General features: G+C 60.4%; 22 protein-coding genes, 1 tRNA gene and 1 pseudogene. 17 read left to right on the top strand and 7 right to left on the bottom strand.

The window, feature by feature from the left end:
• Positions 1-342 precede the first annotated feature (342 nt).
• Complete coding sequence (locus EGJ68_RS10810; RefSeq protein WP_123034542.1) at positions 343-717, top strand: hypothetical protein; 375 nt, start codon at positions 343-345, stop codon at positions 715-717.
• A gap of 266 nt (positions 718-983) precedes the next feature.
• Entirely contained in the window at positions 984-1,742 is a 759-nt protein-coding gene (locus EGJ68_RS10805) for an outer membrane beta-barrel protein (protein WP_123034541.1), read from the top strand.
• A gap of 1,131 nt (positions 1,743-2,873) precedes the next feature.
• Here EGJ68_RS10805 and EGJ68_RS10800 read toward each other — a convergent pair.
• The 4 genes from EGJ68_RS10800 to EGJ68_RS10780 all read right to left on the bottom strand — a co-directional run bounded on the left by EGJ68_RS10800 (position 2,874) and on the right by EGJ68_RS10780 (position 8,985).
• Positions 2,874-4,346, bottom strand: a complete 1,473-nt coding sequence (locus tag EGJ68_RS10800; protein ID WP_123034540.1) for a class I SAM-dependent DNA methyltransferase — start codon at positions 4,344-4,346, stop codon at positions 2,874-2,876.
• A 127-nt stretch (positions 4,347-4,473) separates the two neighbouring features.
• Positions 4,474-4,728, bottom strand: coding sequence for a FitA-like ribbon-helix-helix domain-containing protein (locus EGJ68_RS10790; RefSeq protein WP_123034539.1), 255 nt, complete (start codon positions 4,726-4,728; stop codon positions 4,474-4,476).
• A gap of 76 nt (positions 4,729-4,804) precedes the next feature.
• Positions 4,805-6,355, bottom strand: coding sequence for a restriction endonuclease subunit S (locus EGJ68_RS10785; RefSeq protein ID WP_123034538.1), 1,551 nt, complete (start codon positions 6,353-6,355; stop codon positions 4,805-4,807).
• Positions 6,352-8,985 (bottom strand): type I restriction endonuclease subunit R, encoded by a 2,634-nt coding sequence (locus EGJ68_RS10780; protein ID WP_233248766.1) that lies wholly within the window; start codon positions 8,983-8,985, stop codon positions 6,352-6,354. The genes EGJ68_RS10785 and EGJ68_RS10780 overlap by 4 nt, the downstream gene beginning before the upstream one ends.
• A gap of 695 nt (positions 8,986-9,680) precedes the next feature.
• On the opposite strand from EGJ68_RS10780, the pseudogene EGJ68_RS10770 reads away from it, so the two are divergent.
• Positions 9,681-9,986: pseudogene (locus tag EGJ68_RS10770) on the top strand (YajD family HNH nuclease); the annotation flags it as partial.
• A gap of 479 nt (positions 9,987-10,465) precedes the next feature.
• Here the strand turns inward: EGJ68_RS10770 and EGJ68_RS10765 are convergent.
• Both EGJ68_RS10765 and rne read right to left on the bottom strand, forming a co-directional pair.
• Positions 10,466-10,555 (bottom strand) — tRNA-Ser (locus EGJ68_RS10765).
• A 99-nt stretch (positions 10,556-10,654) separates the two neighbouring features.
• Complete coding sequence (gene rne, locus EGJ68_RS10760; protein ID WP_123034535.1) at positions 10,655-13,588, bottom strand: ribonuclease E; 2,934 nt, start codon at positions 13,586-13,588, stop codon at positions 10,655-10,657.
• Between the two features lie 585 nt (positions 13,589-14,173).
• On the opposite strand from rne, the gene rluC reads away from it, so the two are divergent.
• Together rluC and EGJ68_RS10750 are read left to right on the top strand one after the other, a co-directional pair.
• The gene (gene rluC, locus EGJ68_RS10755; RefSeq protein ID WP_123034534.1) at positions 14,174-15,130 is read left to right on the top strand and encodes a 23S rRNA pseudouridine(955/2504/2580) synthase RluC; all 957 of its coding nucleotides are present in this window, start codon (positions 14,174-14,176) and stop codon (positions 15,128-15,130) included.
• Between the two features lie 6 nt (positions 15,131-15,136).
• On the top strand, positions 15,137-15,796 hold the full coding sequence (locus EGJ68_RS10750; protein ID WP_123034533.1) for an HAD-IA family hydrolase: 660 nt from the start codon (positions 15,137-15,139) through the stop codon (positions 15,794-15,796).
• Here the strand turns inward: EGJ68_RS10750 and EGJ68_RS10745 are convergent.
• Positions 15,778-16,356, bottom strand: coding sequence for a Maf family protein (locus EGJ68_RS10745; RefSeq protein WP_269845665.1), 579 nt, complete (start codon positions 16,354-16,356; stop codon positions 15,778-15,780). The two genes, EGJ68_RS10750 and EGJ68_RS10745, sit on opposite strands and share 19 nt — an antisense overlap.
• Before the next feature lie 98 nt (positions 16,357-16,454).
• Between EGJ68_RS10745 and EGJ68_RS10740 the strand changes: the two genes are divergently transcribed.
• The 12 genes from EGJ68_RS10740 (at position 16,455) to EGJ68_RS10685 (ending at position 26,025) form a co-directional block, all read left to right on the top strand.
• Positions 16,455-16,991 carry a YceD family protein gene (locus EGJ68_RS10740; RefSeq protein WP_123034531.1) on the top strand — a complete coding sequence of 179 codons (537 nt, stop codon included), beginning with the start codon at positions 16,455-16,457 and terminating at the stop codon, positions 16,989-16,991.
• A 3-nt stretch (positions 16,992-16,994) separates the two neighbouring features.
• Positions 16,995-17,177 carry a 50S ribosomal protein L32 gene (rpmF, locus tag EGJ68_RS10735; RefSeq protein WP_123034530.1) on the top strand — a complete coding sequence of 61 codons (183 nt, stop codon included), beginning with the start codon at positions 16,995-16,997 and terminating at the stop codon, positions 17,175-17,177.
• A 190-nt stretch (positions 17,178-17,367) separates the two neighbouring features.
• Positions 17,368-18,315 (top strand): ACP S-malonyltransferase, encoded by a 948-nt coding sequence (gene fabD, locus EGJ68_RS10730; protein WP_269845664.1) that lies wholly within the window; start codon positions 17,368-17,370, stop codon positions 18,313-18,315.
• A 38-nt stretch (positions 18,316-18,353) separates the two neighbouring features.
• On the top strand, positions 18,354-19,097 hold the full coding sequence (gene fabG, locus EGJ68_RS10725) for a 3-oxoacyl-ACP reductase FabG (RefSeq protein ID WP_123034529.1): 744 nt from the start codon (positions 18,354-18,356) through the stop codon (positions 19,095-19,097).
• A gap of 145 nt (positions 19,098-19,242) precedes the next feature.
• Positions 19,243-19,479: an acyl carrier protein gene (gene acpP / locus EGJ68_RS10720; RefSeq protein WP_027951009.1), complete on the top strand. Its 237-nt coding sequence runs from the start codon at positions 19,243-19,245 to the stop codon at positions 19,477-19,479.
• A gap of 101 nt (positions 19,480-19,580) precedes the next feature.
• Entirely contained in the window at positions 19,581-20,822 is a 1,242-nt protein-coding gene (fabF, locus tag EGJ68_RS10715) for a beta-ketoacyl-ACP synthase II (RefSeq protein ID WP_123034528.1), read from the top strand.
• On the top strand, positions 20,755-21,672 hold the full coding sequence (pabC, locus tag EGJ68_RS10710) for an aminodeoxychorismate lyase (RefSeq protein WP_123034527.1): 918 nt from the start codon (positions 20,755-20,757) through the stop codon (positions 21,670-21,672). Before fabF ends, pabC begins: the two co-directional genes overlap by 68 nt.
• The gene (gene mltG, locus EGJ68_RS10705) at positions 21,669-22,706 is read left to right on the top strand and encodes an endolytic transglycosylase MltG (RefSeq protein ID WP_233248765.1); all 1,038 of its coding nucleotides are present in this window, start codon (positions 21,669-21,671) and stop codon (positions 22,704-22,706) included. The genes pabC and mltG overlap by 4 nt, the downstream gene beginning before the upstream one ends.
• Before the next feature lie 2 nt (positions 22,707-22,708).
• Positions 22,709-23,368: a dTMP kinase gene (gene tmk, locus EGJ68_RS10700; RefSeq protein ID WP_123034525.1), complete on the top strand. Its 660-nt coding sequence runs from the start codon at positions 22,709-22,711 to the stop codon at positions 23,366-23,368.
• Positions 23,317-24,369, top strand: coding sequence for a DNA polymerase III subunit delta' (gene holB, locus EGJ68_RS10695; RefSeq protein ID WP_158283613.1), 1,053 nt, complete (start codon positions 23,317-23,319; stop codon positions 24,367-24,369). The genes tmk and holB overlap by 52 nt, the downstream gene beginning before the upstream one ends.
• A complete protein-coding gene (locus EGJ68_RS10690; protein WP_027951014.1) occupies positions 24,366-24,719 on the top strand; it encodes a PilZ domain-containing protein in 354 nt (117 codons plus the stop codon). The genes holB and EGJ68_RS10690 overlap by 4 nt, the downstream gene beginning before the upstream one ends.
• Positions 24,720-24,969: 250 nt before the next feature.
• Positions 24,970-26,025 carry a beta-N-acetylglucosaminidase domain-containing protein gene (locus EGJ68_RS10685; RefSeq protein WP_123034523.1) on the top strand — a complete coding sequence of 352 codons (1,056 nt, stop codon included), beginning with the start codon at positions 24,970-24,972 and terminating at the stop codon, positions 26,023-26,025.
• Positions 26,026-26,160: the final 135 nt, after the last annotated feature.

The raw sequence follows: 26,160 nt of genomic DNA, 5'->3' as shown, positions 1-26,160 counted from the left end.
CGACATCCTAGCGAGATGGGCCTGCTTATCGGGACACCCACGCGAGAGAAGGAACCCTATTGCTCAAGCTGGGGTGGGGACGCTAACGGGTTGATCCGCCGCGCGCATTGATCATTTGCCCCATATGGAGGCGCATCACGGTCTGAGGGATGCGCCCCGGCGCTCCCTGGCTTCCAAGGGGCCGCTTTCAGCTCGAGCAGCCGTTCGCGGTCACGCACCAGACGACAGCTCTTGGCCGGTTGTGATGCTAGGTATTGGATTGAGCGGGATCAAAGCTGTATGGTACCCGCCTGAAAATACTGGCGCATTCCGAGCAACACACGCGGCGAGAGGCTTGATCTGATGAAGCAGTTATCCCCGAAAGTCTGGGCGGCGACTGGTTGGATTAGTCTTGCTCTGTCAGCGTGGTCCTTGGTGTTGGCGACAATCGATGGCGTGATGGCATATTTTACTATTGTGATTGCAATTATAATTGGTGGATTGTCCAGTATCGGAATAACCGGTACCGCAAAATTTGCGGTCTTTTCGGTGGTGTTGGCTGCTGTATTGGTGTTTTGGATGACTCATCACGTCGCCTCCACAGGCTTTCAGCTGCCGGATGGAAGTTCAATAGCCACTATGTTCTCGTTAATTTCTATTCCAACCCTAGTGTCAGTTGTCATGATGATTTTGGGTATCCGTCGGCGCAGAACGTACCGGAGATCTTACTCGGAGTAGGGTGAATGGCTACGTCCGTTCCCGGCCGCCAGAGATTATTCGGCCTTTAATCACCACAGTGAAAAATGTGAAGAGCTGATGAGGTCGGTGGGCGAAGGTGGTGGTGCTTAATTGTTCAAGGCTTAATGGCGATAGCGTCGTCAGAGAATTAGAGTAGGCTGGCGGAAAGCGGGGTAAACAGATTGACGGATCTAGCCTTTGCGGCGAGTGGTACGGGGATGGTTCCGTTTCCCCCTGCTCTATAGGTATAGAGGTAAGGACATTTTATGACGAGTCGTATTGACCGTGCTTTCGCGCTTTCTGCTCTGGGCCTTTCACTGACCGCATTGCCGGCCATGGCTGGCGAGTGGTATCTAGTGGCCAGCATGGGCGAATCTACGTTCAACGACCTGAAATCCAGTAGCGCCGTAGATCCATTCCTCTTTGGCTCAGGGTCGGGAGCTATCGGTTCCGGCGGGGGTATATTCGTGCCAGCTGCTGACATACAGATTTACAAAGATGATACTGACACTTTCTGGCGGGTCGGCGGGGGATATCAGGTAAATAGCCATTTTGCGATAGAGGCGGCCTATTTGGACGCTGGGGAAGCAGATGTCGAAGTGTCTCTGGGGGGTGCGGGTGCCGCGTTTGCTCCTGTTCCACCTCCCACTCTGCGAACTACTGTTACCTATAAAATGTCCGGCATTGAGGTGTCTGGTCTCGGGCGTTACCCTGTTACAGAGAAGTTTAATGTCTTTGGGCGGCTTGGGGTTGTTCACCTGGAACGTGAGCGATCTAGCCGAGTGGCAGTTGATGCGATCGAGCAACCAGCAACACCTGGGTTCGGCCCAGTACTCCTCCCAGGTTTTGCTCCGGAGAGCAAAGACAGCAGGGTTAAGCCATTGTTCGGCGTTGGCATCCAGTACCAAATACTTGAGTCAGTGGCGGCACGTTTGGAATGGACCCGATTTCAGGATGCCATTGATCGTGGCAATAGTGAGGAGGATGTCGATAGCCTTACAGTGGGTTTGAGCTATCGCTTCTGATGGTCAAGTCCCCAGGGTGGGGCTCTGTGAAGTTACTTGAATTCTGTGATTGCTGAGTGTAGAAAAGAGCTTAAGACATCGTTACCTTCGATTTGCGATCTGATCGGAACGGTTTATTGTGACCCCGTTCGGTTAGTTCGCTGTTGCGTGACGCAGACGCCATGAAGCATCTCATTCTTATGTTGGCGCTTACCGTCAGCTCTCTCACATATGCGACCGAATGTTATATTGACAAGAAAGTCGCATCCGAAACATTGATTACTTCAATGATCCATCAGTCCAACTACTGTGAATCGGATGCAGATTGTCGCGTTGTTCAACTGGGGTGCCCATTCGGATGTAACACACCAATAAATAGATCGAAGGTAGCCACCATTAGATTTGAGATCAAAAAACACCATGAGGCGTTTTCCAGTAGTGGATTGTGTGACTATGATTGCGTGCTTGTAGAAGGTGTCAAATGTGAGCAAAACGAGTGTTCTACCTACTAGCGTCGCATAACAAACACCGGCAGTTCACTCCAATGGGGCCGGACAGCCAAACCGCTGCGCGGTTCGCTCGCAGCTGCGGTAGGCGTTGGGAGGTCTGCGGGGTTCCAATGGATGAGGCAGAGAAGATCAAAGAACTTCGGCATCTGTCTGGTGCGGGACTGCTCAAGTGTAAGAAAGTCCTTGAGCGATGTGGAGGCGATCTAGACCGAGCACTAGCCGAGCTTCAAGAGCGCGGCGATGGACCTCCTGAGCCAGAACCGGAAATCATTGATTGAAGCGATTTCGTCCAACAAACCGCGTCATTCGCGGCGGCCGCTAAGACGCTCACAAGTCTGCGCTCATGCGCGAGGCGTTAATGTCCGCTCCTGGCCGACAGCTGTAAAACAGATATCGAGACCGACCGCGAATTTATTCTGACAGAAGGGGCAAAAACTGAGTCACAACAGGAAATTCCGGATTGCAACTTGATGTTCTACAACAGTCAGCGGTTGTATTCAACGCTCGACTATACCAGCCTGAATGAATCCGAATTAGCAGTCGTTCAAGTGAAGAAATCGGGTTCACTGGGTTGTCACATATTGGTTGACCACGCCACTATAAAGCTGGACGGGGGTCGGACCACGGAGGCAAGAGCAAACACTTAGTTCATGCTCACAGCTCCAAAATTGGCAAGTGCCGCTCTGAGGTTCTCCATGATTTCTTCGGCCAGCACCTCGGGCTCCGGCAAGTTCTCCAGATCGGTCATCGACGCATCTCGAAGCCAGAAGAGGTCGAGGCTCGCCTTGTCGCGGGCGAGCAGTTCCTCCCGGTCAAACGCGCGCCAGCGCCCATCTGGTGTCTCCTCGCTCCATGACGGACTGCGTTCATGTCGGCTGCCGGGGTTGTAGCAGGACACAAACTCTTCGAGATGCGCGTAGGTCAGGGGCTTCTGCTTCAAGGTGTGGTGCACATTGGTCCGGTAATCGTAGTACCAGACTTTTGAAGTCTGCGGATCGGGGCTGGCGGCCCGGTTGTCGAAGAAGATCACGTTAGCCTTTACCCCCTGCGCATAGAAGATGCCCGTGGGCAGGCGCAGGATGGTGTGCAGGTCGGTCGTCTGCAGCAGCTTGCGCCGGATGGTTTCACCAGCCCCCCCCTCGAACAGTACGTTGTCAGGCACGACCACGGCGGCGCGACCCGTTGTCTTCAGCATGGTGCGGATATGTTGAACGAAATTCAGCTGCTTGTTCGACGTGGTCGCCCAGAAATCCTGGCGGTTGTAGGTCAGGTTGTCGGTTTCCTGCTCGCCCTCCGCATTGGTAAAGCTCATTGAGCTTTTTTTGCCGAACGGTGGATTGGCGAGCACGTAGTCGAAGGTCTCGGGGGGCGGCGATATCAGGGCGTCCGCGGGTGACACCAGTGTGTCGCCGGTCATTTCGCCGATGCCGTGCAGGAACATGTTCATCAGGCAGAGCCGCCGCGTCCCGGCAACGATCTCGTTGCCGAAGAATGTCGAGTGCTTCAGAAAGGCCTTCTGGTCCTTGTCGAGCGAATGGTGGTTCGGGTCCGTCAGGAAATCGTGCGCGGCAAGGAAGAATCCCCCGGTGCCACAGGCCGGATCGGCGATGGTCTTGCCGGGCTCGGGACGGATGCACTCCACCATGGCGCGAATCAGCGCGCGCGGGGTGAAATACTGGCCCGCGCCCGACTTTGTGTCTTCGGCGTTCCGTTCCAGCAACCCTTCATAGATGTCGCCTTTCACATCGGCGCCCAGCATCACCCATTTCGTGCTGTCCACCATGTCGATCAGGCGGAACAGTTTGGCCGGGTCGGTGATCTTGTTCTGCGCCTTGGTAAAGATCTGGCCAAGCATGCCTTGCTGCTCGCCCAGCTTGCGCAGCAGCATGACGTAATGCGCTTCCAGTTCCGCTCCCCGCCGCGAGGTCAGGCTGGTCCAGTCGAACCCCGCGGGAAAGCCCACGTCGCGGTTGTAGGGGGCCCTGGCGTATTCGTCCGACATCTTGAGGAAGATGAGGTAGGTCAGCTGCTCTAAATAATCGCCGTAGCCGACGCCGTCGTCGCGCAGCGTGGTGCAGAAACTCCAGACTTTGGAGACGATGGGGGCGGTGTTCATGGGCGTTCCCAGGGGTTGATGAGCGTCAGGTAGAGGGTTTCCAATGGATGGGCATTAATCCAGGCAACGACGCGCGGTTCGGGCTCCGGGCGCAGTGGGGCAGAGATCAGATTGGTGTCCAGGATGATCATTCGAAATCGATGGCGCGTATGGGGCTTTTGTTGCGCAGGTTCTCGAACGCGGCGGCTTCCTCCTCGGTCAGCCCGACCCGCCGGCCCATCTCGGCCAAAAGTGAGCCGAGCCCGGGTTGGCTTTCCGCTGCGACGGTGGCCGCGAGGATTTCCCGCACTTCAGCTTCCATGCTGCGCTCGTGCCGGGCGGCACGCACGCGCAGCGCGCGGTGAACCTCGTCCGGCAGGTTTCTCACGGTGATGGTCGGCATAGGGGGATGCTCCGATAGCGCTGGCAAAGCAACAAGTAGACAGCAATGACATTAAAAGGTCGATATGACAGCAGCCTCATGCCGGGGCCCTGCGCTTCCGCGCGCTCTTCGGGGCGCTGTCGCGCTCCGCCTTGATGCGGGCCAGCAGCACGGCGGCGGGCTCGTCGCCGGGATCCTGGGGAACGAGCTGGCCGGCGAAGGCTTTTTTCAGGATGGATTGGCGCAGGGCGCTGGCGCGGGTGAGGGCGGCGCCGATTTCGTTTTCGAGGGCGTCTGCGGCTTCGAGGCGGGCGTCGAGGATGCGGACGATTTCGGTTTGTTCGGCGGGGGAGCAGTAGGGAAGTGGATATTCCTGCAACTTGCTCGCATTGATGTTGGACTGGTTTACACCGTCAGTCTTCACGGTTCTTCCGTGTTCGCCGGCGATCGGCGAATTCAGGAAGTAGGTCAAATAGGGGCCGGACGCGATCTCCTCGATCTGGTTGACCCGTACCAGATAGCCAGCAAACAACGCTGGGCGTTCGCCCTTGTAGATCGAAGTTTTGCCTACGAGTTCTGGGCTGTTTGTGCGGTTGAACAGGACATCTCCGGACTTCAACGAATACTGTTCGATTTCTTCCGGATCGGAGGTAAATGCCAAGTTGTCCCAGTCGATGCGGCCACGCTGAAGGTTGCCCATGCGGATCACGGGCATTGTGCCCGTGTCCGCAGACTTCGCCGCCGTTCCATACTCAGGACCGGACGAGCACAGACCCAAGTGTGCCCATGTCCAACCGTGTGGTAGATCGGGCAACTCAATCCGAAGGTTTTGCAGCTGGTCCGGGAACGTTGCTGGCCGCTTTGGCTTCTGGGGTCTCTTGCCGTTCTCAACATCCGCGCGCCACTCAGCGAGGGCGGTTTGCCAGGCATCGAGGGCAGCTTTGTAGCGGGTGTCGCGCTCGTGTTGGATGCGGGCGAGGAGGGTTTCGGGGGCTTCCAGCTTGTCTGCGTGCTTTGCGCGCCAATCGGCGGTGAGGTGGCCTTCGAAGGCGGATTTCAGCAGGGACTGGCGGTACAGGCCGAGGGTGGTGCGTGCGGTTTGCAGGCTCTCGACCCCCTTGTCGATCTCGTCGAACATCGCCTCGATCTTCTCCAAGATGCGGTGTTGTTCGTTGGTTGGTGGAAGCCCCAGTTCATGCTCCTCCAAGACTGAGGCCGAGACACGCTTTTGCCCGACAGCTCCTGTCATGTTGTGTTCGGCGTGGTAGCGAAACCCTTGGTTGGAAACAGCGTGATAGATTAGTTTGGCTTCTATACCCTTTCCTGGGCGCAGAACGTGGAACTCGGTCGATCCGAAGCCATGCTCACTGACCATCTCAGGCACGATGGCCATTTTCCCGTTCTCCATGCACGGCGTGATCTTGGCAAAAAGGACATCGCCTTTCTTGAATGGCGTATAGCCTTGTTTGACCTGAAAAAAAGTGCGGGTTTCGGAAACGTCGATCCTGCCGGATTCTGCCTCGACCGCAGGCATCGCGACGAAAGATACGACGGTGTCGGGCTCCATTGTTGTTTTGTCGATACGCGGGTTGATCTCGCAGATTTCCGAGAGCCGCGTTATGGCCCATCCGCTCGGCAAATCCATCATGCCGAAAGCGCCTCATTCATCTCGGCCATCACCGCGTCCATTCGGTCCCCAAACAGCGCATACATCTGCCCCATGCCGCCCTTGCCGTCGAAGGGGGCCATTTCCAGATCGTCGCGCTCTATGGTGAAGGAGGTGGCGAGGTGATCGCGGATCATGCGCAGCCAGGCCATCTGTTCCTCGGTGAACTTCTCGCCTGCGCCGGAATGGCGGTTCAGCACCCAGTTCTGGAAGTTGCGCCGCACCCGTTCGGAATGGCGGGTGAGGATTGCATCCAGCCCGGTGACCCGGCGGATCAGCGCCACCACCGCGGTCAGGTCGCTGGCGGGATTGCTGCCCTTGTAGTTGTCGAGATGCGCATAGGCGCGCCAGACGGTGAGCGGGGCGAGGCGCGGGCGGTCGTCCATCAGTTTTTTCAGCACGTCCTTGATCATGGCGTAGGTGACCTCGGAGCGGCGGGCGGGGGTGTTGAAGTAGATCGACAGGGCCTCGATCTCATCCCGGTGCTCGGTGAGGTACTCTTCGAATTCCTGCGCGATCTGCTTGGCGTTCTCGGCCACGTCGCCTGCCCACTCGGCGCGCAGGAGCGCGTCGAGGTTGTCATGGTCGATCGTCTGCTCGTTGTCGCGGCGGATCGTGTCCATCAGGTTGATGAGCGGGCCGGTGAAGACATTGGCGGCCTGTTTGATCCGTTCCTCGCGCGCGGCGTTCATGGCGGCATCGTCCGGCTCGGGGTGGCCTGCGGCCTTGGCATCCGCCTCCACCTTGTCCGGGTCGATGGCGTCGAACAGGTCGCGGACAATTGCCGTCAGCGATGTCCCGGCCGCGGCCCTGATCTTCGCCTGATCCTCGGCGCCGAGCTTGTTGTCGAGGCGCGAGAGGCGGGCGGCGAGTGAACTGACTGTTTCCTCGGAGCGGTCTCCCATCATCAGCCCCATGGCGAGATCCTTGAAGGGGATCGAGGGCCTGGTATCGAGCGGCTGGCTGGCGGTCTTGAGCGATTTGGTCACGCCCACGGCATCGACTATCACGTAATGAGTCTTGCCCTGCGCAGATGGAGAGACTTTCTTCAGGTCGTCGGGTTTCAGAACACGGGTGCCGCGGCCTTTCATCTGCTCGAAGTAGTTCTTCGACTTCACGTCGCGCATGAACAGCAGGCATTCGAGGGGTTTCACGTCGGTGCCGGTGGCGATCATGTCCACGGTCACGGCGATGCGCGGGTAGTAGTCGTTACGAAACGCGGAGAGCGAGGATTTCGGGTTCTTCGCGCCGTTGGTGATCTTGCGGCAGAAGTCGTTGCCCTCGCCGAACTCCTGGCGGACGGTCTGGATGATGTCGTCGGCGTGGCTGTCGGTCTTGGCGAAGATCAGGGTCTTCGGCAGTTCCCTGCGGCCGGGGAAGATTTCTCGCCACTTGTCGCGGAAGCTGCGGATGACGGTGCGGATCTGGTCCGGATTGACCACCGAGCGATCGAGCTGGGTGGCGGCGTAGGCTTGTTCCTCGTCCTGGGTTTCCCAGCGGCGCGCGCGGGTCTCGCGTTCGCGTCTCTCGACCAGTTGCTTGGCCTTTAGCGTCTCGCCGCCCTGGGTGATCTCGGTCTCGATCAGATAGATTTCGTTGCCGACGTTGACCTTGTCGGCGACGGCCTTTTCATGGGTGTATTCGCTGACGACGTTCTTCTGGAAGAAGCCGTAGGTGCGGTTGTCGGGGGTGGCGGTCAGGCCGATCAGGTAGGCATCGAAATACTCGATGACCTGGCGCCAGAGGTTGTAGATGGAGCGGTGGCATTCATCGATCACGACCACGTCGAAGTACTCCGGCGGCAGCCTGGCGTTGTACACGACCGGCAGGGGTTCCTTGCGGCGCCATTGCTGCTCGGCCGGGTTTTCGTCCTCGGCACCCTCGTTCAGTTCCTCTCCCTTGAGCGTGGCATACATGCGCTGGATCGTGGAGATGACGACCTGGCTGTCATTGGCGATGGCGGGCGAGGTCAGGCGCTGGACGTTGTAGAGCTCGGTGAACTTGCGGTTGTCGTCGTTGGGGATGAACGCCATGAACTCCTGTTCGGCCTGCTCGCCCAAGTTCCTGGTGTCGACGAGGAACAGGATGCGGCGCGCGCCTGCGTGTTTGAGCAAGCGATACACCTGAGTGATCGCCGTGAAGGTCTTGCCCGAACCGGTCGCCATTTGCACGAGGGCTCGGGGCTTGTCAACTTTGAACGAGGCTTCAAGATTGGTGATTGCCTTGATCTGGCAGTCGCGCAGGCCGTCCGGGTTGAGCTCCGGCAGCGCTGCGATACCGGAGCGCAGGCTCCTCTGTGCCTGCGCCCAGGCTTTCAGGGTTTCCGGACGGTGGAAGGTGAAAACCTCACGGGATCTTGGGTTGGGATCGCGGGCGTTGGTGAAGCGTGTGACCTGGGCGGTACTTTCGTAGAGAAAAGGCAGTGGCTCGGCGTTGGTCACCCACTTCAGCTTCGCTTTGGAATAGCCCTCGGACTGCTCCTCGACAGAAGTCAGCCGGACACCCCAGCTGTCCGGCTTGGCTTCAACAACGCCGACGGCCCGCCTGTCAGTGAACAGAACGTAGTCGGCGGGGCCAATGTCGGTCTGGTACTCGCGCACGGCGATGCCCACACCGGCGTTAAAATCAAGTGCGCTCTTGTCCTGAACATGCCAACCGGATGCTCGAAGGCGCTCATCGATTCGGTCCCGAGCGACCTGCTCGGGCGTTTGGTTAACATTAGGTGGCACCAATAAGGCCTAAAATTGCTATCCTTTTTTAATCATGGCGTTTCATCAGCCAAATTACAATTGGCGGATATATATGCGCCGGACCTCGATTTACCGCGGATGCATCGGCATGCTGTCGCTTGGAGCAACTCAGTTGGCGTTGCCTGTTTGATTTTTGAGATTTGCTGGGGCAAAAGTCCGCATACTGATGGGCGAGGGCAGCTGGGTAAAGTCTGGATTCAGCCCAGCGATTTTCCGTCCTGCAGCAAGGCCCTGGACGCCAATTATGCGCAGATTTTTGCCGGAATGGCCTGGTTGTATCAGTATTATGCCAATGCGCAGTCCGATGAGGATCGTGGGCGCTACGAGTCGGCTGAGGACGACGCCCGAGCTACCAGGCGTAGGTTTTGAGCTGATCCCAACCCGATTAACCCCTATGATTGACGGAAGGGCGCTCGATAGGGCGCCCTTTAACGCATGATTGTCCGCCGATTATATGATTCGGTCAGAGCTGCAACGTCATGAGTAAGCAAATGCCCCCATCAAAGAGCTTCTAGCAAGTGCGTGCCGAGCAGCTTGAGTAAAATGCCAGGCGGGAGTCCGGGTATCGTGAGCGCGCCCTGAAGATATCCCCGTGGGTCTGTGGTCGCTGTGCGCGAGAGTTTGATCGGAGGAACCTGTCAGAGCTAACCGTCCGCCATGTCGATCACAACCACGACAATAATCCCGGCGATGGCAGCAACTGGGAGTTGCTGTGTATCTACTGCCACGAAGAACAACACAGTAAGTTTGAGAGCTTTGTGCGCTATGGCAGCACCGAGGCCACTCGAGCAAAACCAGCAACTCATTATCCCTTCGCCAATCTGAAGGCGAACAATGGAGGGCAAGAATTGACGGCGGGATAACTCGATCCCGCCATTGTGGAGGGAAACGACTCCACGTGCTTGGGTAATAGTCTGGTGCTGACTAGACGCCCGTGCCGTCCATTGCGATAGCGCCCCCTCACGGCTACCAGACCCTTGATCAGCCAATAGCACTCGGGAATGCCCCCCCAAAAACTTCGATTGGCTGAGCGCAGGGGAAGGGCAGGGACTCAGATACTGTTAGTGCTGTAGTACCGTTTTCGCTTAGTGGGGACTAATATAGGGATATGGACTAGAGCAAACCTAACTCGTTGATTCTATTGAGCTAGTGGTGCCGGAGATATCCGCGGGCAGGGATACACTCTGCTCATTGCTGTGTGGATCGATGAGTCGCCTCAAAGTGTGCCATCGGGATAGTTCCTGGGCAGGTGTTGGTCACTTTTAAAGCGTTTATTTTATGGCGGGAATTTTGGCGGTAACTGAGCATTACCGCCTGTAACTCATTGATTTATAAAGTATAGTGGCGGTGGGCCAGGGATTCGAACCCCGGGAGGGGATAAACCCTCAACGGTTTTCAAGACCGCCGCTTTCGACCACTCAGCCAGCCCACCGTGTTTGAAATTCCGCCTTCGACGGAAGAGCGCGATTATACAGTGCCTGCCCATACGCACAAGCCCCGGAGGCCCTGTGCGCATGAATTTGCAGTGCTTTTAGCCCTCTGATCCACCACCAGCATTGGCACCTGCACGTGGCCCGCGCGGGTCATTACTGGCGCGGGGTGCAACGGTGCCGCTCGGTGCGACCGGAGGCAGCTGTTCTTCGCGGAACAGTTGCAGGTGGTCCGTGGTGATTGCCACTTCGCCCACTGCCTTCGGCGCTACGCGCGGATCATTGGCTGCACGCCCGTCAGGGGTGAGGCCCTTGGCTGCAACCGGAGTCGCTGGTGGTTCTGCGGCGGCTGCCGCAGGCGCTTCCGACTTCGCAACGGGCTCTTCTGCGGGTGCCTCTGATGCAGGTTCTACTGCTGCAGGTTCTACCGCAGGTACGCTGGGTGCCGGCTCTGCCGCAGGCGGGGCTGGGATTTCCTCGGCAGTGGCATTTTCTGCGCTGTCGCTGGCAACCTCGGCAGCCGCAGGGCTGCTTGCAGCCTGTGCTTCCGCTGACGTGGCTTCGACAACCTCAGCGGCGGTTACCGGTTCGCTGGCAGCCGCGTCTGCAGGTGTGCGTTGCGCTTCGTCCACTGCGACCTCGCCCGCTGAGACCTCAGCGGTCTCGACGGTGGTTGCACCAGTATTGCTGGCAGGCTGCGTGGTTTCCGCATTGTCAGCGTCAACCTGCGGGCGGCTGCGGCGACGACGGCGGGGTTCGCCGCGCTTCATGTCACTTGGGCGCTTGCGCGGCTTGTCGCCATCGTCGGCTTGTTGCTCGCGCTGCTCCTCCTGCTGGCGGCGCGCATAGGCTTCAAGGCTGTCGTCGTCGGAAGCATCGGCGTCGATGTCGGTCTGGTCTTCAACCGGCTCGGTGCGGCGCTCGGCATCGGGGCGTCTACGGCCTTTGCCGCCGCGCCGGCGGGGCCGCGAATTGCCGCTGGACTGGCGCTCTTCCGAGGAGTCATCCTGCGAACGGTTGCGGTCGTCTGCCTTTTCAGATTTCCCGGACTGCTCGGCCTTGTCGCCAGCGTCATCGCGATCACCGCGCGCCTGGTCTGCAGTGCGTGCACTGTTGTTGCCGCTGTTGTTGCCATTGCGACGGCGACCGCCGCGGCTGCGTTTGCGACCGCTGCGCTCGCCGCTCTTTTCACCGCTCTCGGCGCCCTGTTCCGCAGGGGCTGCTTTGCGCGCCTTCGGTTTGGGCGCCGGTTCTTCGGCTTTAGCTGGTTCGCCAAAAAGCATACCCATCAAGCGGCTGACCAGCCCGGTCTTGATTGGTGGAGCCGCGGGCTCTGCCGCCTTGCGCGCGTTGCCCTTGCCGCCACGCTTGCGTTTTGGTGCCTCCGCTGCGGCCGGTGCGTCGTCCACTTCCGCCGGCTGGGGGGCGGCCATCTGCGGTGCAATGCGCTGTACGGCAGCTTCCTGCTGGGGAATATTGGCGGCATGGGCGTCGCTGATGATGTCCGTATCCGGCACGGCAATCTCGATGGCGTAACTGGCCGCGCGGTCTTCGCTGACTTCATCATCGCGCAGGCGCTGCACTTCAAAATGCGGTGTTTCCAGGTTCGGGTTGGGAATCACCAGCAGGCGAGTGCGGCTGACAATCTCGATATCCGACAGCGCTGCACGCTTTTCATTCAGCAGGTAGGCCGCCACGTCAACCGGTACGATGGCGCGCACTTCCGCGCTGCGGTCCTTGATCGCTTCCTCTTCCATCAGGCGCAGGATCGAGAGGGCAAGGGATTTGGTGTCGCGAATGGTGCCCTGGCCAGTACAGCGCGGGCAGACAATGGCGCTGGTTTCGCCGAGCGACGGGCGCAAGCGCTGGCGTGACATCTCCAGCAGGCCAAAGCGCGAGATCCGGCCCACCTGGACGCGGGCGCGATCGAGTTCCAGGGCATCGCGCATGCGATTCTCCACGGCGCGCTGGTTGCGCGCCGCGAGCATATCGATGAAGTCGATGACCACCAGGCCGCCCATATCGCGCAGGCGCAGCTGTCGCGCAATTTCGTCGGCTGCCTCAAGGTTGGTCTGCAGGGCAGTGTCTTCGATGTCGCTACCCTTGGTGGCGCGGGCGGAGTTGATATCGATGGAAACCAGCGCTTCTGTGGGGTCGATAACAATGGACCCACCGGAGGGAAGCCGAACCTCGCGCTGGAACGCAGTCTCGATCTGGCTTTCGATCTGGAAGCGGTTGAACAGAGGAATGGTGTCCTCGTAGCGCCGAATGCGATTCTTGTATTTCGGCATTACCATGCTGACAAATTCAAAGGCCTCCGCGTAGGCGTCGTCCGAGTCGATAACCACCTGGTCGATGTCGTCGCGCAGGTAGTCGCGCACGGCGCGAATGATGACGTTGCTCTCCTGGAACAGCAGGGCAGGGGCCTTCACTTCGGTGTTGGCGGTCGTGATGGACTCCCACAGTTGCAGCAGGTAGTTGAGGTCCCATTGCAGCTCTTCTGTGGTGCGCCCAACGCCGGCTGTGCGGATGATAACGCCCATGCCGTTAGGGATTTCCAGGCCGCTCAGGGCCTCGCGCAAATCGCTGCGGTCATCGCCCTCGATGCGACGTGAAATGCCACCGGCCTTGGGGTTGTTGGGCATGAGTACCATGTAGCGCCCGGCGAGGCTGATAAAGGTGGTGAGGGCGGCGCCCTTGTTGCCGCGCTCTTCTTTATCGACCTGCACGATGATTTCCGTGCCTTCCTTGACCACTTCCTTGATTTTCAGGCGCCCTTCGGCGTTGCCTGGATCTTTGCAGAAGTACTCGCGGGCGATTTCCTTGAGCGGCAGGAAGCCGTGACGCTCCGCGCCGAACTCGACAAATGCCGCTTCGAGGCTGGGTTCAACCCGGGTGATTTTGCCTTTATAGATGTTTGATTTCTTTTGCAGACGAGTGCGGTTTTCGATATCCAGATCGTACAGACGCTGGCCGTCAACGAGCGCAACGCGCAGCTCTTCGGGCTGTGTTGCATTGATAAGCATTTTTTTCATGATGTGCCATTCTACCTGGTGCGCGCAGGTCTGGCGGGGCGGGAATCAGCCATACAGCCGGCCAGAGAGGCCGGACATAGCCGAGTAAGGGTCCTGACACTGACGCGATGGCTGGGCCGTGTGCGCAGTGGTGAGGTACTACTCAGTACGCTCAGGTGAACTGTACAGGGCGAGAGGTGTTTTGCGTCTCTCGCCGGGTAATACTGCCGGCGGTGCCTGCACGCTGCAAGCCCTTGTCCGGTGGTGGCCGCATCACCTGACGAATACGGCCTTACTACCCAAAGCTTTCACTGATTCGGAGTCCCGGCAGTCATACTGCGCGGTTCATACTGTATCGGCGCGGCTCAGCCTGAAACCCGGGCATGGCCCTGTGGGTGGCGGGCGCGTCGACATCCGTTGTGTGCCTGCACGCGCAAGTGCGGGTATGATGTCTCCAATGGGGCGCTGCGGTTATGTCGGCAGGCTCTGCTGTCACCGGAGTGGTTGCGTCGTGCGTCAGGGAAATGTGCCCTGAGCTCGGCTACACGCTCCGGAGTATACCCGTATTTGCTAAGTGCTTCAATTATTTGGTGATTTCCCGATCTCATGGTTAAAACACGCTCCACAGGCACCCCAAGTGCTGTCCGCTTCGTCGAGATCGACGCCGACAGCGCGGGGCAGCGCCTCGACAATTACCTGCTGCGCGAGCTCAAGGGCGTACCGAAAACCCGTATCTACCGGGGGCTGCGCAAGGGGGAGTTCCGCATCAACAAGGGGCGGGTGAAGGCGGAGTACCGGCTGGTGACAGGGGATCTGCTGCGGGTTCCGCCACTGCATCAGCCGGAGCCCGGCGCAGCGCCGGTTGTGCCCGGCTACTGGGCCGGTGCAATCAAGGCGCGGATTGTGTATGAAGACCCCGGCTTGCTGGTCATCAACAAGCCCTCGGGTCTCGCAGTGCACGGTGGCAGTGGCCTCAACTTCGGGCTGATCGAATGCCTGCGGCAGCTGCGGCCCGACGATCGCTACCTGGAGCTGGTACACCGGCTGGACCGTGACACCTCCGGTCTCATCCTTGTGGCACGCAAGCCCGCTGTGTTGCGCGAGTTGCATCGGCAGCTGCGTGGCGATGGCGTGGACAAGCGCTATGTGGCCCTTGTGGCGGGGCGCTGGCCGCGCGAGCGGCGGATGGTGGAGGCACCTCTGCAGAAAAACGTGGTGCAGTCCGGGGAGCGGATGGTGCGCGTGGCGAAAGAGGGCAAGGCGTCGGTCACGGGTTTTCAGGTGCTGGAGCAGTTCCCGGCGGCGACGCTGGTGGAAGCGCGGCCCTTCACCGGCCGCACACACCAGATTCGCGTTCACGCGCGCTTTGCCGGCCACCCCATACTGGGGGACGATAAATACATGGACGATGCCTGCGCTGCGCTGGCGCGTTCACTGGGGGTGGGGCGCCTGTTCCTGCACGCCCGCTCGCTGGCCTTCACGTTGCCAGGTGAGGCGCAACTGCGACTTGATGCTCCCCTCGATTCCGAGCTCGAATTAATATTAGAAAATGCACGTAAGTAGCTAATTATGATAGTAATATTTGATTGGGATGGAACGCTTTGTGACTCCGTCGAGCAGATTGTCCAGGCCATGCAGGCGGCGGCGGCGGCCTGTGCTCTGCCGGTGCCCGAAGCCGCCGCTGTACGGCACATCATTGGTCTGAGCCTGGTTACCGCCATGCCTTTGCTGTTCCCGGGGAGCACACCCGCGCAGCAAGAGGCCATGCAGGCGGCCTACGCACGTAGCTACCAGGCCCTGGATCCCGGTCCTGCGCGGTTGCATGAGGGGGCGCTGGAAACGCTGGAGTGGCTGCGCAGCGCCGGATTTGAGCTCGCAGTGGCAACCGGCAAGAGTCGCCGCGGGCTGGACCGCGTACTCACGGGCCTGGGGATGGAAAGGTATTTCCACAGCACGCGCTGTGCCGATGAAACCCGTTCCAAGCCGCACCCTATGATGTTGGAAGAAATACTGGCAGCGCGCGGCAAGGCAGTCCACAACGCCCTCATGGTGGGCGACTCGGCGTATGATCTGGACATGGCGCAGCGCATAGGCATGGCGTCGGTGGGCGTCACCTTTGGCGTGCACTCGCGCGAGCAGCTGTCGCATCATCAGCCCGTGGCCCTGATTGACCGCCTGGAGGCCCTGCGTAGCGTGCCGCAGCTGGCGGCTCAGGCGAGAACCGGGTAGCCAGCCTGGCCGAGCAGGCTGGTGAGGGCGATCAGTGGCAGACCCTCCAGGCTGGTCGGGTCTGCACCTTCCATACGGTTGAACAGCGCGATGCCAAGACCCTCGCACTTGAAGCTCCCGGCGCAGTCCAGAGGCTGCTCGCGTGCCAGATAGCTCTCAATCGCCGCGGCGGACAGCTCGCGAAAATGCACACTGAAGGGTTCTACATGGGTGAGCTCGAGCCCGCTCGCGGCGTGGCAGAGGGCCAACCCTGTAAGGAACAGCACACGGCGCCCGGAACTGGCGCTCAGTTGTTGGCGGGCGTTGTCGAGGTTGCCGGGCTTGCCGATGAGGGTGTCGTCCAGCACCGCCACCTGGTCGCTGCCGATGATCAGGCTGTGCGGGTGAGCGCGGGCGACCGAACGGGCTTTGTCCACCGCGAGGCGCAGAGCCAGTTGCTCGCCGGATTCACCGACCTGCGGGGTTTCGTCCGTTTCCGGTGGCAGGCAGCGGAAGGGACGCTGCAGGCGTGCCAGCAGTGCTTTGCGGTAGGGGGAGGTGGAGGCGAGTATCAGGTCCATGATCGGGTTTTCCGCTGGCAGTCGGTTGGGCAGTGAACTGGTTGTATTCTAAAGATATTTTTTGACAAAGGGCGAATCCGCCCCTATGATGCGCGCCTATGTTGACCGACCCCCTTCCCGCTTCGCTGGATGTCCGCAAGGCTGCCACGCGTGGTGCGACTGTCAGGGGCACGTTGAAACCGCTGGAATTGCCCCGTTTCCGGGATCTGCTGGCCGCAGACGAGGGCTTTATTCAGGCGAAATTGGCGATGTCTCGCGATGAGGAGGGCAGGTACGTTGTGCACGTCGTCACGGAGAGCTCCGTGACTGTGACCTGCCAGCGGTGCCTGCGGCCCATGCCGGCTGCGCTTCATTCCGACAGCACCCTCGCGGTGGTCTGGACGGATGAGCAGGCTCGTCATTTGCCGGCAAGTCTCGACCCGCTGATTGCCGGTGAGGAAGAGGTTTCGCTGCGGGAACTGGTCGAGGATGAGCTGATTCTGGCCATGCCGCCGTTCAGCTATCACGAACAGGCGGATTGCAACACAGTTTTGGCGGACCTCGCCGCGGAGCGCGTAGCAGACGAGCCCGTTGACAGGCCCAACCCGTTTGACGTGCTGGCGCAATTGAAGCCCGGCGATACCCATCAGGAGTAAGACATGGCTGTTCAACAGGACAAAAAATCACGTTCACGCCGCGGCATGCGCCGTGCGCACGACTCGCTTTCCGGTCCCACGCTGAGCGTCGACCAGACCTCTGGTGAAACTCACCGTCGTCACCACATGACGGCCGATGGTTTCTACCGTGGCAAGAAAGTGGTCAACACCGGAAACGACGAGTAAGGTCGCTCCGGTCGCCGGTACTGCGGGTTGTTCGCAGTCCCTGTGCGGGTATTGGTAGTGCATGTGAACGGGAGCCTAGGCTCCCGTTTCGCGTTTCTGGCCCCCCGGCGCTCGCGGTGTTCTACACTGGCGTAGGTGATGCAGGGTCCGTTACCGCTGCCCTGCGTTAACAAGAAAAGGATCATTCATTATGACGTTGAGTCACTGTGCATTTGTTTTCCCCGGGCAGGGGTCGCAGAAAGTCGGCATGCTCGCGGCTGCGCATGCTGCGTTTCCCGCGGTGCGTGAAGCTTTTGAAGAGGCCTCGGCTGCGCTCAATCAGGATGTTTGGGGTCTGGTTCAGGAAGGTCCGCAGGAAGCCCTAAACCTTACGGCGACCACGCAGCCGGTTCTGCTGACCGCAAGTGTGGCCCTGTGGCGCGCCTGGCGCGCGGCGGGTGGCGCCGAGCCGGCCCTCATGGCCGGGCACAGCCTGGGCGAATTTTCAGCGCTGGTCTGTGCCGGTTCTCTCGACTTTGCCGACGCCGTGCGCCTGGTGCGCCAGCGCGGTGAATTCATGCAAACGGCAGTACCGGTGGGTGAGGGCGCCATGGCGGCCATTATCGGTTTGGATGACGACAGCATCAATCACATCTGCGCTGAAGTCAGCGCCGCAGACGACGGGGAGGTGGCGGCCGTCAATTTCAATTCTCCGGGCCAGGTGGTTATCGCCGGGCACACATCCGCTGTGGAGCGGGCCTCGGCCGCGCTGAAAGCGGGGGGTGCCAAGCGGGCCCTGCCGCTCCCGGTATCAGCCCCCTTCCATACGGCACTGATGCGTCCGGCAGGCGAGCGACTGGCCGAGGTTCTGGCAACCCTGACGATCCGGGCACCGGCCATTCCGGTAGTGCACAATGTGCACGCGCAGCCCGAATCCGACCCCGAGCGGATTCGCAGCTTGCTGGTGGAGCAAATCTACAGTCCGGTGCAGTGGACAGCCTGTGTTGCCTACATGGCGGGGCAGGGTGTTACCCAGGTTGTGGAATGTGGCCCGGGTAAGGTGCTGAGTGGCCTCAACAAGCGCATCGACAGCGCCCTGCTCAGCCATTCACTGGAAGAGCCCGCGGGGCTTGCCGATGCGCTCGCTGCGCTGGCTTGAGCCGAGCGTGAAGACGGTTATAGAGAGGGGAACAGGCCATGAGTGAAGAAAAGACAGTAGCACTGGTAACCGGCGCCAGCCGCGGTATAGGGCGCGCCATCGCTGAGCGACTCGCCGGTGATGGTTATCGCGTGGTGGGTACTGCAACGACTGAGAGCGGGGCTGCCGCGATTACCGACTATCTGCAGGCGGGCGGTTTCGACGGCTGTGGCATGACGCTGGACGTTGCCGACCAGGCGGCGGTTGAGGACGTTGTGAAAGGTGTCAGTGCGCAGTTCGGTGCGCCGCTGGTGCTGGTCAATAATGCCGGAATCACCCGCGACAATATCCTCATGCGCATGAAGCCGGAGGAGTGGCAAGCGGTGATTGATACCAACCTGAGCGCCGTGTATCGCGCCAGCAAGGCCTGCCTGCGCGGCATGACCAAGGCCCGCTGGGGTCGTATCGTCAACATCACTTCCGTGGTGGGCGCGATGGGGAACGCAGGGCAGAGCAACTATGCGGCCAGCAAAGCAGGTGTTGAGGGTTTTTCCCGCGCACTGGCTCGCGAGCTGGGGTCGCGCGCTATCACGGTCAACTGTGTGGCTCCGGGCTTTATCGATACCGATATGACGCGGGCACTCAATGAAGACCAGCGGGAGGCGATGTTGGGCCAGATCCCGCTGGCACGCCTGGGTGAGGCGAGTGAAATTGCCGCTCTGGTGGGGTTCCTGTGTGGGTCGCATGCGGGTTACATTACCGGCGAAACCATTCACATTAATGGCGGCATGAACATGGCGTGAGCAATTGTTCGCGGATCGTGGGTTATCTCGGCGCAGTGTGGCCAAAAAAAATTTATTACTCCGGCGCAAAACAGAGTAAAATACGCTCTCGGGCCGGGTGACCAGTTTCATTCAGACTATTTTTTTGTCAGGAGTTACACATAAAATGAGCAGCATTGAAGAACGCGTAAAAAAGATCGTCGCAGAGCAGCTTGGCGTCAAGGAAGAGGAAGTGCAGACGGAAGCGTCTTTTGTCGAGGACCTGGGCGCGGACTCACTGGACACCGTGGAACTGGTCATGGCGTTGGAAGAAGAGTTTGAAACCGAGATTCCCGATGAGGAAGCCGAGAAAATCACTACGGTGAAGCTGGCTATCGACTACATCAAGGAAAACCTCGCCTGATCGTGTCCCCGCAGTAACCGGAAGAGCCGTTTCTATGTTTTGATAGGGCGGCTTTTCTTATTTATGCTTCCAGCACCTGATTCTACCGGGGAGGACGTTCGGTGATTGGCAGACGCGTAGTTGTAACAGGCCTTGGTATGGTCAGCCCCCTCGGGCTGGACGTTCAGGAGACCTGGAAAAATATCGTCGCGGGTAAAAGCGGCGTTGCACCCATCGTCGCTTTCGATGTTGAAGCCTACAGCACGCGGTTTAGCGCCAGTGTCAGGGGTTTCGACATCACACCGTACTTCAGCGACAAAGACGCGCGCAAGATGGATATCTTCGTGCAGTTCGGCATGGCGGCTGGCATTCAGGCAATGCTGGACTCGGGGCTGGAAGTCACCGATGCCAACGCGCATCGCGTCGGCTGCGCGATCGGCTCGGGCATCGGTGGTATCGGTCAGATCGAAAAGAACACCGAAATTGTGGCGCGCTCCGGGCCACGCAAGATTTCGCCATTTTTTGTTCCGGGTTCGATCATCAACATGATCTCGGGCAATTTATCGGTACGTTACAACCTGCAAGGCCCCAACCTGGCGGTCGTCACAGCCTGTACTTCGGGTACGCACAACATCGGGCTCGGGGCGCGCCTGATCGCGCTCGGTGACGCCGATGCCATGCTGGTGGGGGGCGCCGAGATGGCGACCACGCCGGTGGGGCTGGGCGGTTTCGCGGCAGCACGTGCACTCTCCACCCGCAACGATGACCCGGCGGCAGCCTCACGCCCCTGGGACCGCGATCGCGACGGTTTTGTTCTGGGCGATGGCGCGGGCGTTTTGATGATCGAGGAATACGAATCCGCGAAAGCGCGCGGAGCCCATATCTACGCGGAAATTACCGGTTTTGGTATGAGCGGCGATGCCTACCACATGACGCTGCCACCGGAGGATGGTCGCGGTGCAGCGGCGGCAATGCGCAACGCGATTGCCGATTCCGGTGTGCCCGTTGACCAGATCGGCTACATCAACGCCCACGGCACATCGACCAATGCCGGTGACCTCGCCGAGAGCCGGGCAATCCAGGCAGTGCTGGGGAGTGCAGCGGAAACGGTTGCGGTGAGTTCAACCAAATCGATGATCGGGCACCTGCTGGGTGCGGCCGGCGCGGTCGAAGCCATATTTTCCATCCTGGCACTGCGGGATCAGGTCGCTCCCCCCACTATCAATCTCGACAACCCGGATGAGGGCTGTGTGCTGAATTACGTTCCGCACACCGCGCAGCAGCGCACAATCAAGCATGCCCTGTCCAATTCATTCGGTTTCGGCGGCACCAACGGGTCCTTGCTGTTCAGTCAGCTCGACTGACGCCGGCGGGGTGGTAGCAGCGGCCAAGACATGGATTGACGGCAGCCCCGGCGACGCGCTGCCTTTACCGGACCGCGCTTTTGCATACGGCGATGGTGTGTTCGAAACCCTTCTGCTGCGCGATGGCCGTGCGCTGCTGACCGACTTCCACTTTGATCGTCTGGCGACCGGCCTGGCGTGCCTGCGCATGCCGTCGGCGTTACCTTTGGCACGCAAACACTTCGAAACTGCGCTCGGGGCACTGAGCGCGGCAACGGGCTATAGTGTAATGCGTCTCACGGTGTCTCGAGGCGCCGGCCCGCGTGGCTACGCACCGCCCACAGACGCGACGCCACGGGTTGTCATCACGGTGTCGGACCTGGCGCATGACCCTGCACAGCGCCCCATGCCGGCAACCCTCGGTGAAACCGCGGTCCGTTGGAGCAAGCAGCCGCTGCTCGCCGGCGTGAAACACCTCAACCGGTTGGAACAGGTGCTGGCGGCCGCGGACGCGGCTGCGGCCGGCGTGGATGAAGTTCTCATGCTGGACCAGGGTGGCGCGCCGTTGTCGGTGTCGGCGGGTAACCTGTTTCTGGTGGCGGGCAAACGCCTGTTAACGCCAACACTGGCCGATGCCGGTATCGCCGGCACTCGACGTCGTCTGTTGCTGGAACACCTGGCGCCCGCCTGTGGCCTGCAGGTGGGCGAGTCACGTTTGCAGTTGCATCAGCTGCTGGCGGCAAATGAGGTGTTTTACTGCAATGCGCTGATCGGCTTGCGCCCCGTGGCGACTTACCGCGATCGAAGCTGGAGTGAGCACCCGGTCACCGAGCGCCTGCACGCAGCCTATTGTGAATGGTTGCAGCGGTGAGCAGGGTGTGGCGCTGGTTGCTGGTATCAGCGGCCATCCTGGCGCTCGTCGCGGTGCTGGCGGTGCGCGAAGCGTGGCAGAGATGGCAGGCGCCGCTGCTGCTGCCGGAGTCCGGCATACTGCTGACAGTATATCCCGGTGACAGCTTGCGTTCCGTGGCCGAACGCCTGGAGATGCAGGGTGTGCTGCAACACCCCGAGCTGCTGCTGCTCTGGGCGCGCTATCACAGGCTGGATGCGAGCATTCGTCGCGGTGAGTATGACCTGCAACCGGGACTGACGGCGAAGCGCCTGCTGGCCATGCTGGTCAGTGGTCGAGTAGTGCAGTACCAGGTGACATTGCCTGAAGGGATTGTGGTCGCCCAGGCGCTGTCCATCCTGCGCGAAGAGCCGGCGCTGACGAGTGTGCTGTCCGGGCCTGAAGATGCGCGGCTGTTGACGCTGGTGGCGCCTTTTGAGGCAACCGAAGGCCTGTTTTTGCCGGAAACCTACCGTTTTGAGCGGGGTGATACTGACCTTGACCTGTTGCAGCGTGCCCACCGGGCCCTGCTGGCGGCACTGGAGCAAGAGTGGGCGGGCCGCGCCCCAGAGCTGCCTTACGCCACGCCCTATGACGCGCTGATCATGGCGTCGATAATCGAACGCGAAACCGGCGTTGCCGAGGAGCGCGAGGAAATAGCCGGCGTCTTCGTGCGCCGCTTGCAGCGGGGCATGCGTTTGCAAACCGACCCGACCATCATCTATGGCCTGGGTGAATCTTTCGATGGCAATCTGCGCCGCAGCCACCTGCGGGATGCGGGCAACCTGTTCAATACCTATCGGCACGATGGTCTGCCCCCTACACCCATCGCATTGCCTGGACGTGCGGCGTTGCATGCAGCACTGCAGCCCGCCGCCGGAGAAACGCTTTTTTTTGTGGCACGCGGCGACGGCAGCCACGAATTCAACACCACGCTTGAAGGCCATGAGCGTGCCGTGCGTAAATACCAGCTGCAAAGGCGCAAAGATTATCGTTCATCCCCGGAGAAACCCTGACCATGGTTCCATCGCGCGGCCTGTTCATCACTGTTGAAGGCGGGGAAGGTGCAGGAAAATCCACCAATATTGCCGGCATCCAGGCTTATCTGCAGTCGCGGGGCGTTGAGCTGGTGGTCACCCGTGAACCCGGTGGCACCCGTCTGGGAGAAGATGTGCGCGAGGTATTGTTGCGCCCCAGGGAGGAACCCGTTGTGCCGATGGCGGAGCTGTTGCTGCTGTTTGCGGCGCGGGCGCAGCATGTCGAGGACGTTATCCTGCCTGCGCTGGCCGCGGGCAAATGGGTTATCTGTGATCGCTTTACCGATGCCAGTTATGCCTACCAGTGCGGCGGCCGGGGCATGCCAGCCTCGGCGGTACGTGCGCTGGAGTCGCTGGTACAGGGCGAACTCCGTCCGGACTACACCCTGTTGCTCGATACGCCAGTAGACACTGGCCTGGAGCGTGTTCGCGGCCGTGGCGACCTGGATCGTTTCGAGCGCGAGGAACTGGCATTTTTCCAGCGCGTGCGCGAGACCTATCTGCAATTGGCCCGGGAGAGTAGCGGTCGCTATCATCTCGTCGATGCCAGCCAGCCACTGGAAGGCGTGCGGGCTCGCATAGAAGAGATTTGCGAGGAATTGTTCGCCTGCTGGGCACCGCGCCACCCGGTGGCCCGATGAATCTGCAGGGGTTGCCGCAGGTCAGCGTGCCACTCCCGTGGCAGGCACAGGCCTGGGCGCATCTGCAGGAGCAGATAAGTCGTCGGCAGTTGCCCCATGCGTTGCTGTTTGCCGGCCCCGCTGGCGTCGGCAAGGAACGCCTGGCACTGGCACTGGCGCGCTATCTGCTGTGTCACCAACCGGTCGCCGGTCACAACTGCGGTGAGTGCCGGGCCTGTCGCTACAGCCAGTCCGGTAGTCACGGTGACTTTCGCTGGTTGCAGCCCGAGGGCACCAGCAAGGTCATCCGCATCGAGCAAGTGCGCGAGGCGGTCGCCTTTGTCTATCGCACGGCCGGGTTTGGTGCACGCAAGGTGGTGGTACTGACACCGGCGGAGCGCATGTCCAACAGCGCCGCCAACGCACTGCTGAAAGGGCTGGAGGAGCCCTCCGAGGATACCCACCTGATACTGGTAGCACAGCGTTTGCAGGGTATGCCGGCGACCGTCCGCTCACGCTGTCAATTGGTCAAGTTGCCACTGCCACCCCGCGACCAGTGCATACCCTGGCTGCAACAGGTCACCGGGGACGAGGCGAGCGCGACGGAGCTGCTCGAGCTCGCCGGGGGTGTGCCGCTGCAGGCTGAACAGCTGTACAACGATGGCGGGGCAGAACCGTTGCGTGAACAGCGCAAGCTTTTGGGCGACCTGGCGCGTGGCAAGGTGAATGTGCCGCTGGTGGCGGCGCGCTTCGGCCAGCAGGATCTGGCGCAGGCGCTGCGTGACATAGCCCTGTTTCTACATGTGTACCTCTGTCGACAGGAGCAGGCGGGGCTGCGCCGTGCGCGGCCACTGTTCCAGTTGCTCGATCGCATGCAGGCACTGCAGGCCGCTATTGCCGCCGGTTCCAACCCGAATCCGCAGCTTGCGCTGGAAAGCGTGTTGATCAGTTTCGCCGATGGCTTTGGTGTCATGCGCAGCGGTGCTAACATGCGTTCGTCTTCACAGGAGATCGCATCATGAGTGATTCCGCCGCGGGAAGCCGCAATGGCATTTTGTCGCTGACCATCAAGGACAAGGCCGTGCTGTACTCCGCCTACATGCCGTTCCTGCACAACGGCGGCCTGTTTGTACCCACCAACAAGACCTACAAGGTCGGGGACGAGGTGTTCATGCTGCTCACGCTCATGGATGAACCGGAGAAAATACCGATTTCCGGCAAGGTTGTCTGGGTCACCCCGCGCGGCGCGCAGGGCAACCGCACTGCGGGCATTGGCGTGCAATTCAGTGAGCAGGATGCGGCCGCGAACAGCAAGATCGAGAATCACCTGGCTGGCTCACTCGGCTCCGACCGCCCAACGCATACCATGTAGGCAAAAAAAATGGGTCCCGCCAGGGACCCAAGAAGACCATTAGGAGTGAAACACAAAAGGAATTGCTTCCCTTATCGGCGCATTGGGTATGCCCCGAGTGGCTGCTCGTTCGAGTCAGGGGATAAGCAACCACGCTTTAAGTATCGCCTATCAGTGGTAATTTTCCACAGTTCCGCAGGCGAATTATTAGGCTGATTTACGATAAAAACCTTGATTTATATCCTGATAAAGAATAAGCGGTTGCTGTTCAATGCCCGCTGACCCGCTCACCGGCATCGTGGAAGGCTTCTACGGGCGCCTGTGGTCGCATGAGTTGCGCCTGGCCTATGCCGGCTTTCTGCAGGCCCTGGGGCTGAATACCTATCTCTATGCCCCCAAGGGCGACCCGTGGCTGCGCAAACGCTGGCAGGCGCATTGGCCGGCCCGAGAATGGCAGGCGCTGAAAGAACTGGCCCTGCATTATCGCCAGCACGGGCTGCTCTTTGGCGTGGGCCTGTCACCCTTTGAGCTCTACGTTCACTATGGCCCCGCCCAGAAGCGCAGCCTGCGCGACAAGATCAGCCGCCTGAATACGCTGGAGGCGCCTCTGCTGGCCATCCTGTTTGACGACATGCCGGGTGAACAGGCCGACCTCGCGGAGCGCCAGGCAGAGATTGTTGCCGACGTGCAGGCCTGGAGTGGGGCGCAGCGGCTGCTGGTATGCCCGACTTATTATTCTTTTGATCCCGTACTGGAGCGGCATTTCGGTCGTATGCCACAGCACTACTGGGCGGACCTCGGCCGGTTGCTGGCACCGGAGGTTGACGTGTTCTGGACGGGTAATCAGGTGTGTGCCGATACCATCAGCGCCGATGATGTTGCGCGCGCCGCGGCGCTGCTGGGGCGGCCGGTGCTGCTGTGGGACAACTATCCGGTCAACGACGGTGCCCAGCGCAGCAACCATCTGTACCTGGATCCGCTGCAAGGTCGCACAGGCCTGCGCGGCAACGGCAAGCTGACCGGTCATCTTTGCAACCCGATGGTGCAGGGGCGCTGCTCGTTGCCGGCCCTCACGGGCCTGGCGCAGCTCCACGCAAGCGCGCCCCCCGATCCTGATGTTCTGGTGATATTGCTCGGTGCCGCATTGTGGCACTGCTTGCAGCGCGATGCCGAGGAGTTCCGAACACTGGGCCTGTCCGCAATGTCTGCGGCGCGCCGCGGGGCGCTGGCAGCAGAGTATGCGCAGCTCCCCGGCGCGGCGGCGCGCGAGGTGGTCGACTGGCTAAAGGGGGAGTACGCTTTCGACCCTGCCTGTCTCACTGATTAGCATGCGCTGTCTCGGTGCGGGAAGCGTCGTTCGCGGTTGTGTGCGAACCCGGTTTGTGGCAGAATCCGCAGCCTTGCGAGAACTCAAAGTTGCGGTTCTTTAGGTCATCAAGGCCAAAGAAATCAAGAAGTTACG

Source organism: Haliea alexandrii (assembly GCF_003719295.1).
GTDB lineage: Bacteria > Pseudomonadota > Gammaproteobacteria > Pseudomonadales > Halieaceae > Haliea > Haliea alexandrii.
Note: the sequence above shows the minus strand (reverse complement) of the source record. Positions and strands in the feature narration are given on the sequence as shown.

Bases quoted from the DNA above. Each gene is read 5' to 3' on its own strand.
- EGJ68_RS10740 (WP_123034531.1), top strand. From the start codon at position 16,455: ATGTTGACCGACCCCCTTCCCGCTTCGCTGGATGTCCGCAAGGCTGCC.
- EGJ68_RS10750 (WP_123034533.1), top strand. From the start codon at position 15,137: ATGATAGTAATATTTGATTGGGATGGAACGCTTTGTGACTCCGTCGAG.
- rne (WP_123034535.1), bottom strand. From the start codon at position 13,588: ATGAAAAAAATGCTTATCAATGCAACACAGCCCGAAGAGCTGCGCGTT.
- EGJ68_RS10745 (WP_269845665.1), bottom strand. From the start codon at position 16,356: ATGGACCTGATACTCGCCTCCACCTCCCCCTACCGCAAAGCACTGCTG.
- EGJ68_RS10810 (WP_123034542.1), top strand. From the start codon at position 343: ATGAAGCAGTTATCCCCGAAAGTCTGGGCGGCGACTGGTTGGATTAGT.
- tmk (WP_123034525.1), top strand. From the start codon at position 22,709: ATGGTTCCATCGCGCGGCCTGTTCATCACTGTTGAAGGCGGGGAAGGT.
- fabG (WP_123034529.1), top strand. From the start codon at position 18,354: ATGAGTGAAGAAAAGACAGTAGCACTGGTAACCGGCGCCAGCCGCGGT.
- EGJ68_RS10805 (WP_123034541.1), top strand. From the start codon at position 984: ATGACGAGTCGTATTGACCGTGCTTTCGCGCTTTCTGCTCTGGGCCTT.
- EGJ68_RS10785 (WP_123034538.1), bottom strand. From the start codon at position 6,355: ATGATGGATTTGCCGAGCGGATGGGCCATAACGCGGCTCTCGGAAATC.
- rluC (WP_123034534.1), top strand. From the start codon at position 14,174: ATGGTTAAAACACGCTCCACAGGCACCCCAAGTGCTGTCCGCTTCGTC.
- EGJ68_RS10790 (WP_123034539.1), bottom strand. From the start codon at position 4,728: ATGCCGACCATCACCGTGAGAAACCTGCCGGACGAGGTTCACCGCGCG.
- EGJ68_RS10690 (WP_027951014.1), top strand. From the start codon at position 24,366: ATGAGTGATTCCGCCGCGGGAAGCCGCAATGGCATTTTGTCGCTGACC.
- fabD (WP_269845664.1), top strand. From the start codon at position 17,368: ATGACGTTGAGTCACTGTGCATTTGTTTTCCCCGGGCAGGGGTCGCAG.
- rpmF (WP_123034530.1), top strand. From the start codon at position 16,995: ATGGCTGTTCAACAGGACAAAAAATCACGTTCACGCCGCGGCATGCGC.
- acpP (WP_027951009.1), top strand. From the start codon at position 19,243: ATGAGCAGCATTGAAGAACGCGTAAAAAAGATCGTCGCAGAGCAGCTT.
- EGJ68_RS10800 (WP_123034540.1), bottom strand. From the start codon at position 4,346: ATGAACACCGCCCCCATCGTCTCCAAAGTCTGGAGTTTCTGCACCACG.
- EGJ68_RS10685 (WP_123034523.1), top strand. From the start codon at position 24,970: ATGCCCGCTGACCCGCTCACCGGCATCGTGGAAGGCTTCTACGGGCGC.
- pabC (WP_123034527.1), top strand. From the start codon at position 20,755: ATGCCCTGTCCAATTCATTCGGTTTCGGCGGCACCAACGGGTCCTTGC.